Here is a 5553-nt window from a genome sequence, read left to right as displayed (position 1 = left end):
CGTGGCTGGCGCCCGCGCGCTTGAGCCACCACTGCTCGCCGGGCAGGCGGTAGCTCTGCACGTTGGGCGCCTGGGTGGCCGCATGCTCGCGCAGGAAGGCCGCGGGGTCGGTGGGGACGGCGGCGGCGGGCGCTGCAGGATCGGCGTGGGTCGGCATGGGGTCGGTGCGAAAGAGGGGAACGGGCCGGGCCCGGGGCTGCGAACGGGGTGCGAACCGAGGCCGGCAGGGGCCGGCCGGGGCCGGGCGGATAAAATCGCCGCCTGCGGCCCGGCCGTGGCCCTGGGCGGGGCTGTCTGCACCTGCCTCCAGCGCCATGCCTGCGCCCGCCCCGGTTCGCCGCTTTGCGCGGGCTGCGGCATCATAACGAAGCCTTTTTCTCCCCCCGCCGCGCCCTGGAGCCGCCCCATGACCGAATCCTCCCACGACACCGCCGCTGCCGCCGGCACCGAACCCGCCCTTGACAACGATGCGCTCGACGAGCTGGACACGCTGCTGGACGACCTGCGCAGCCGTGCCGAAGAAATCCCGCAGTGGGAGTTCTGCGACGGTTTCCTGACCGCGCTGGCCTGCACGCGCCGCGCCATTCCCGCCGCCGAATACCTGCCCATGCTGCTGGACGACGGCGGCCCCATTGATGTGACCGAGGGCGCGGGCGCCCCGCTGCCGCTGCTGCCGGCCTTCAAGGACGAAGCCCAGCAGGCACGGTTCATGGAGCTGTGGACGCTGCGGTTCGACGAGGTCAGCCGCCAGCTGGCCACCGAGGTGGAATCGCTGGAGGACGACCGGGCCTTTCAGCCCGAGGTGATGGACATGCGCGGCGCCGTCGCCTGCCTGCCCGAGGAGGAGCGCGCCGAGATGGCCGGCCAGGACATTCCCTCGTTCGGCCAGGTGTGGGCGCTCGGCTTCATGTTCGCGGTGGAGAACTGGCCCGAGGAATGGGCCGCCCCGCGCGACAAGGACGCCGCGCAGTGGCTGGACGGCGCGCTGGAGAACATCGTGGTGCTGACCGAGGACGACACCGGCAAGCCCGAGCACAACCTGTATGCCGAGGACGGCCCGGCCAGCGTGAGCGAGGCCCGCCTGGAGTCGTTCAGCGAAGCCGTCTGGGCCGTGTATGACCTGCGCCAGCTCTGGAAGAGCATCGGCCCGCGCGTGGAGGCCGTGCGCCGCGCCGACACCCCCGGCCGCAACGACCCGTGCAGCTGCGGCAGCGGCAAGAAATACAAGAAGTGCTGCGGCGCCTGACGGACGCCGGCGCGGCCTGACCGGGCGCTTCTTCTTCCCCTTTCCTTTTGCTTTTACGCGCGCTCCGGCGCGCGTTGCCGTTCCATGACCCCTGCTTTCCTGGCCCGCCTGCGCGCCGAATGGGCGCCCAGCATTCCGCGCGAACTGCTCGCGGGTGCCGTCGCCACGTTCGCGCTGATTCCCGAGGTGATCGCGTTTTCGTTCGTGGCGGGCGTCGATCCCTCCGTGGGGCTGTTCGCCTCGTTCGTCATCAGCATCGTGATCGCCTTCGCGGGCGGCGCCCGGCCATGGTGTCGGCAGCCGCCGGTTCGGTGGCGCTCGTGGCGGCGCCGCTGGTGCAGTCGCACGGGCTGGGCCATCTGCTGGCGGCGGGACTGCTGGCGGGCGTGGTGCAGGTGGCGTTCGGGCTGCTGCGCATGGGCGTGCTCGTGCGCTTCGTCTCCAGCTCGGTGCGCACGGGCTTCGTCAACGCGCTGGCGGTGCTGATCTTCTCGGCGCAGCTGCCGCACCTGCGCGGCGCGGGCGCCGCCACCTGGGGCATGCTGGCGCTGGGGCTGGCCCTCATCTACGGCCTGCCGTGGCTGGGCCAGCGGCTGCAGGTGCGGGCGCTCACCGCCATTCCGTCGCCGCTGATCTGCGTGGTGGCGCTCACGCTCATCGCCTCCGCCACGGGGCTGCACCTGCCCACCGTGGCGGACCTGGGCCGGTTGCCCGATGCGCTGCCGCTGTTCGGCCTGCCCGCGGTGCCGGTGTCGCTGGAGACGCTGCGCGCCATCGCGCTTCCGGCGCTGGCGATCGCCATGGTGGGGCTGCTTGAATCGGTGCTCACCGCCGCCGTGGTGGACGAGATGACCGACACGCCCAGCGACAAGAACCGCGAGTGCGCGGGCCTGGGCCTGGCCAACATCGCGGCCAGCTGCTTCGGCGGCATCGCCGGCTGCGGAATGATCGGCCAGGCCGTGGGCAACGTGAAATACGGCGGGCGCGGGCGCCTGTCCACGCTGTTCGCCGGCGTGTTCCTGCTCATCCTGATGGTGGCGCTGAAGGACTGGGTGTCGCGCGTGCCGGTGATCGCGCTGGTGGCCATCATGGTGATGGTGTCGGCCTCGACGTTCGACTGGAAGTCGCTGGGCGCCGTGGTGCGCCACCCGCGCCTGTCCAGCGCCGTGATGCTCGCCACCGTGGCCGTGACGCTCGCCACGCACAACCTCGCGGCCGGGGTGGGCGTGGGGGTGGTGCTGAGCGGCGTGTTCTTCGCGTTCAAGGTTGCGCGCCTGCTCGGCGTGCGGGCCGAGGACGATGCCGCCACCGGCCTGCGCACCTGGCACGTGTCGGGCCAGGTGTTCTTCGCCTCGGCCGACGCATTCATCGAGGCGTTCGACATCCTCGCGGCCGAAGGGCGCCCCGTGCGCATCGACGTGTCCCGCGCGCATTTCTGGGACGTGACGGCCGTGGCCGCGCTGGAGAAGGTGGTGCAGCGGCTGCGGCACCACGGCGCGGTGGTGGAGGTGGTGGGGCTGAACGAGGCCAGTGCGGGGCTGGTGGGGCGGCTGGGGCCGGGTGGCAATACCCTTTGATAGCAAAGAATTTCTAATGAGTGGTGTTAATTATTCAGAAAGTAACTTGCTTTAAAGTTAACTCTCATTCTTGAGGGGGTTGACTTGGCTAATGGGTATCGTTTTGGCATCCACGAACCGTTGGAGCCACAAGAGCTTTTCTTTTTGATTTTTGTCGATACGGCCGCAAAACATTTTGGTATCGAAGACGTTGCGGCGCTGGGAGCCATTGTCGCTGGCTACCCTGTGATTACAACCAGAGGGAAATTCAATGGTGCCACCCGTGGAACCTCGATCGCTTCCGTCGTTGCAAGGAAAGCGCTGCCATTCAAATTGAAGTATCAGATACTGCCGACGGTGACGCTGAAGAGCATGGCGAGCTTGAAAATATTGTTTGTCAGGAACATCGGCGCCTTTGTAGGGAGAACCATCCCGGTCGTCGGCGTTTTCATGCTGGCATATGACGCCTATCGGATTTCTACTGAATCTGTGCGTGCCTACAACGCGCTCGCCAAAGAAGAGGATAGGATTTTCTGATGGTCATCAATCCAGTCGCCGCGGTCGAGGCATTCGCCAGAAAAGAGTCTGGGGTTCTCCCAGGCCGAAATCTTCACTCAGAGACAACGATCGAGGACGATCTCAGCATCACGGGCGACGATGCGGTGGAGTTCATGGAGACCTTCTTCGCGGAGTTCGGCGTCGATTCCAGCGGGTTCGATTTCGGACGGTATTTCCACAACGAAGGGTTCAATCCATTGCAGTTGTTTTGGATGCCTTTGCGCCGCCATCGGGATCGACAGAGGAAGGTGCCCATCACCTTGGGCATGCTCGCGAAGTCCGTTGAACTGAAGCGCTGGGATGCCGCCCGCATCGAATCCGCTGGACCGAGGGAGGCCGCCACTTGAGGCGCACAGGCCCAAGGTCTTGAGGCTTGGGCGTTTGCTGTCAAACCAGAAGATCGGCCAGCCGCGCCAGCGCATGCCGCACGGTGGCCGCACGCACGGCCGCCCGGTCGCCCGCGAAGCGCACCATTTCGCTGTGGGTCTGCCCCGCCACCGACCAGCCGAACCACACCGTCCCCACCGGTTTGTCCGCGCTCCCGCCCCCGGGTCCGGCCACGCCCGTCACGGCCACGCTCACCTGCGCCAGCGAGCGCGCCACGGCGCCCTCGGCCATGGCGCGCGCCACGGGCTCGCTCACGGCGCCGTGCGCTTCGATGAGGGCGGTGGGCACGCCCAGCAGGTCGGTCTTGGCGGCGTTGGAGTAGGTGACGAAGCCGCGCTCGAACCAGCGGCTCGACCCGGCCAGGTCGGTGCAGGCGCCGGCGATCAGGCCGCCGGTGCAGCTTTCGGCGGTGGCCAGCATCCACCCGCGCGCGACGAGTGTTTGCGCGATATGAGCCAAATCGGCCTCCAGCGCAATATTTTCTAGGGCATCATGCTCTGATTTCGATAGCGAATCGTCCGGTGTCACCACAGATGCCTCCAGAGCGCGATCACCACCAGCGTGCAGAAGGCCGCCACCAGGTCGTCGAACACGATGCCCCAGCCGCCGCGCCAGCCGAAGCCCTTGAACAAACTGTCGGCCCAGGCCACGGGGCCGGGCTTGGCGGCGTCGAAGAAGCGGAACAGCGCGAACGCCGCGCACTGCCCCCAGAAGCCCATGGGCATGGCCAGCCACAGCACGAGCCAGAAGGCGATCACCTCGTCCCACACGATGCTGCCGGGGTCGGCCACGCCCATGTGGCGCGCGGTGGTGGTGCAGGCCCACCAGCCGACGAGCGTGCCGGCCAGGATCAACACGCCGAAATGCAGGGGCGCGAGCCACTGCTGCAGCACCAGATAGGCCAGCCACGCCCACAGCGTGCCCACGGTGCCGGGTGCCTTGGGCGACAGGCCGGCGCCGAAGCCCAGGGCGATCCAGTGCGCCGGGTGCGACCGCATGAAGGCGGCGGTCGCGCGGCGCGGTGCGGCGGCGGGCATGGCAGGGCCGAAGGGGGCGGCGTTCATTCCCGCTCCCTCAGCGCGATCTCCTTCGGGTAGCGCACGGTGTGCGTGGCCGTGAAGCGCGCGGTGGCGCCAGCGGCCAGCGGCTGCTGCCAGGCGATGGTGCCGGGCGTGCGGTTCCAGGCCGTGTCCTGCGGCGCGGGCGTGTAGCGGGATTCGACCTCGATCTTCTCGTTGCGCGAGACCGGCGCTGCGTCCAGCACCTGCAGCGCGATGGGCCGGGCGTGGCGGTTTTCCACGCGGTAGGCGCGATCGGTGCGGCGCTCGGTGCGCCCGCCGGTGAAGCCGGCGCTGCCGGTGGTCTCCTGCGGCGGCTCGGCCTGCACGATCACCTGGTCGTCGGCCCCGAACCACAGGGTGGCCCTGCCGCCGGCCGTGGCGTGCTGCGCGAAGTCCAGCGTGTCGTTGCCGATGAAGGCGCCATCGCGATACAGCCCCACGGGCCCTGCCGGCCAGGCGCCCGGCGGCGGCGCGATCTCGGCCACGAGATAGGCCGTCTCCTGCCGGGCGGGCACGGCGCGCGTGAGCAGCGTGGCGGCCGCGTTGTGCGTGCCCAGCGCCAGCGTGGTGCGCTGGCCGTTGGAGGGCACGGTGATGCGCTGGGGCACGGAGAACTGCGTGGCGTAGGTGCCGGCGAACGCGGTGACGTCGAAGCTGGGCGGCTCGGCTTCCTCGGCCACGCTGGCCGGCGCGGCCATCGCGGCGGGTGCCGCCGGTGCGGGCAGGCGGGCCATGGCCATCTGCG

General features: G+C 69.0%; 6 protein-coding genes and 1 pseudogene. 4 read left to right on the top strand and 3 right to left on the bottom strand.

Translation table 11 applies throughout. The annotated features are described in order from the left end of the window. Positions 1-406: 406 nt before the first annotated feature. The 4 genes and pseudogenes from AC27IO_RS19750 (at position 407) to AC27IO_RS19735 (ending at position 3707) form a co-directional block, all read left to right on the top strand. Positions 407-1246 (top strand): UPF0149 family protein, encoded by an 840-nt coding sequence (locus AC27IO_RS19750; protein ID WP_272565705.1) that lies wholly within the window; start codon positions 407-409, stop codon positions 1244-1246. Between the two features lie 84 nt (positions 1247-1330). Beyond that, positions 1331-2823, top strand: a pseudogene (locus AC27IO_RS19745) (SulP family inorganic anion transporter). 84 nt (positions 2824-2907) lie between these two features. Beyond that, complete coding sequence (locus AC27IO_RS19740) at positions 2908-3339, top strand: STM2901 family protein (RefSeq protein WP_498740326.1); 432 nt, start codon at positions 2908-2910, stop codon at positions 3337-3339. After that, on the top strand, positions 3339-3707 hold the full coding sequence (locus tag AC27IO_RS19735) for a DUF1493 family protein (protein ID WP_498740324.1): 369 nt from the start codon (positions 3339-3341) through the stop codon (positions 3705-3707). Before AC27IO_RS19740 ends, AC27IO_RS19735 begins: the two co-directional genes overlap by 1 nt. 40 nt (positions 3708-3747) lie before the next feature. On the opposite strand, the gene AC27IO_RS19730 is transcribed toward AC27IO_RS19735, so the two are convergent. The 3 genes from AC27IO_RS19730 to AC27IO_RS19720 form a co-directional block, all read right to left on the bottom strand. Then, positions 3748-4167 carry a CinA family protein gene (locus AC27IO_RS19730; protein ID WP_498740323.1) on the bottom strand — a complete coding sequence of 140 codons (420 nt, stop codon included), beginning with the start codon at positions 4165-4167 and terminating at the stop codon, positions 3748-3750. A 104-nt stretch (positions 4168-4271) separates the two neighbouring features. Beyond that, the gene (locus AC27IO_RS19725) at positions 4272-4811 is read right to left on the bottom strand and encodes a phosphatidylglycerophosphatase A family protein (protein WP_487091156.1); all 540 of its coding nucleotides are present in this window, start codon (positions 4809-4811) and stop codon (positions 4272-4274) included. Further along, a partial coding sequence (locus AC27IO_RS19720; protein ID WP_498740321.1) for a DUF4139 domain-containing protein occupies positions 4808-5553 on the bottom strand: 746 nt, incomplete at its 5' end. The genes AC27IO_RS19720 and AC27IO_RS19725, both read right to left, overlap by 4 nt.

It is taken from the genome of Acidovorax sp. KNOB132, assembly GCF_057541515.1.
This window is presented reverse-complemented; position numbering and strand designations above follow the sequence as displayed.

Excerpts from the sequence above, each read along its gene's own strand:
- AC27IO_RS19750 (WP_272565705.1), top strand. The coding sequence starts at position 407 with ATGACCGAATCCTCCCACGACACCGCCGCTGCCGCCGGCACCGAACCC.
- AC27IO_RS19730 (WP_498740323.1), bottom strand. The coding sequence starts at position 4,167 with ATGCTGGCCACCGCCGAAAGCTGCACCGGCGGCCTGATCGCCGGCGCC.
- AC27IO_RS19725 (WP_487091156.1), bottom strand. The coding sequence starts at position 4,811 with ATGAACGCCGCCCCCTTCGGCCCTGCCATGCCCGCCGCCGCACCGCGC.
- AC27IO_RS19735 (WP_498740324.1), top strand. The coding sequence starts at position 3,339 with ATGGTCATCAATCCAGTCGCCGCGGTCGAGGCATTCGCCAGAAAAGAG.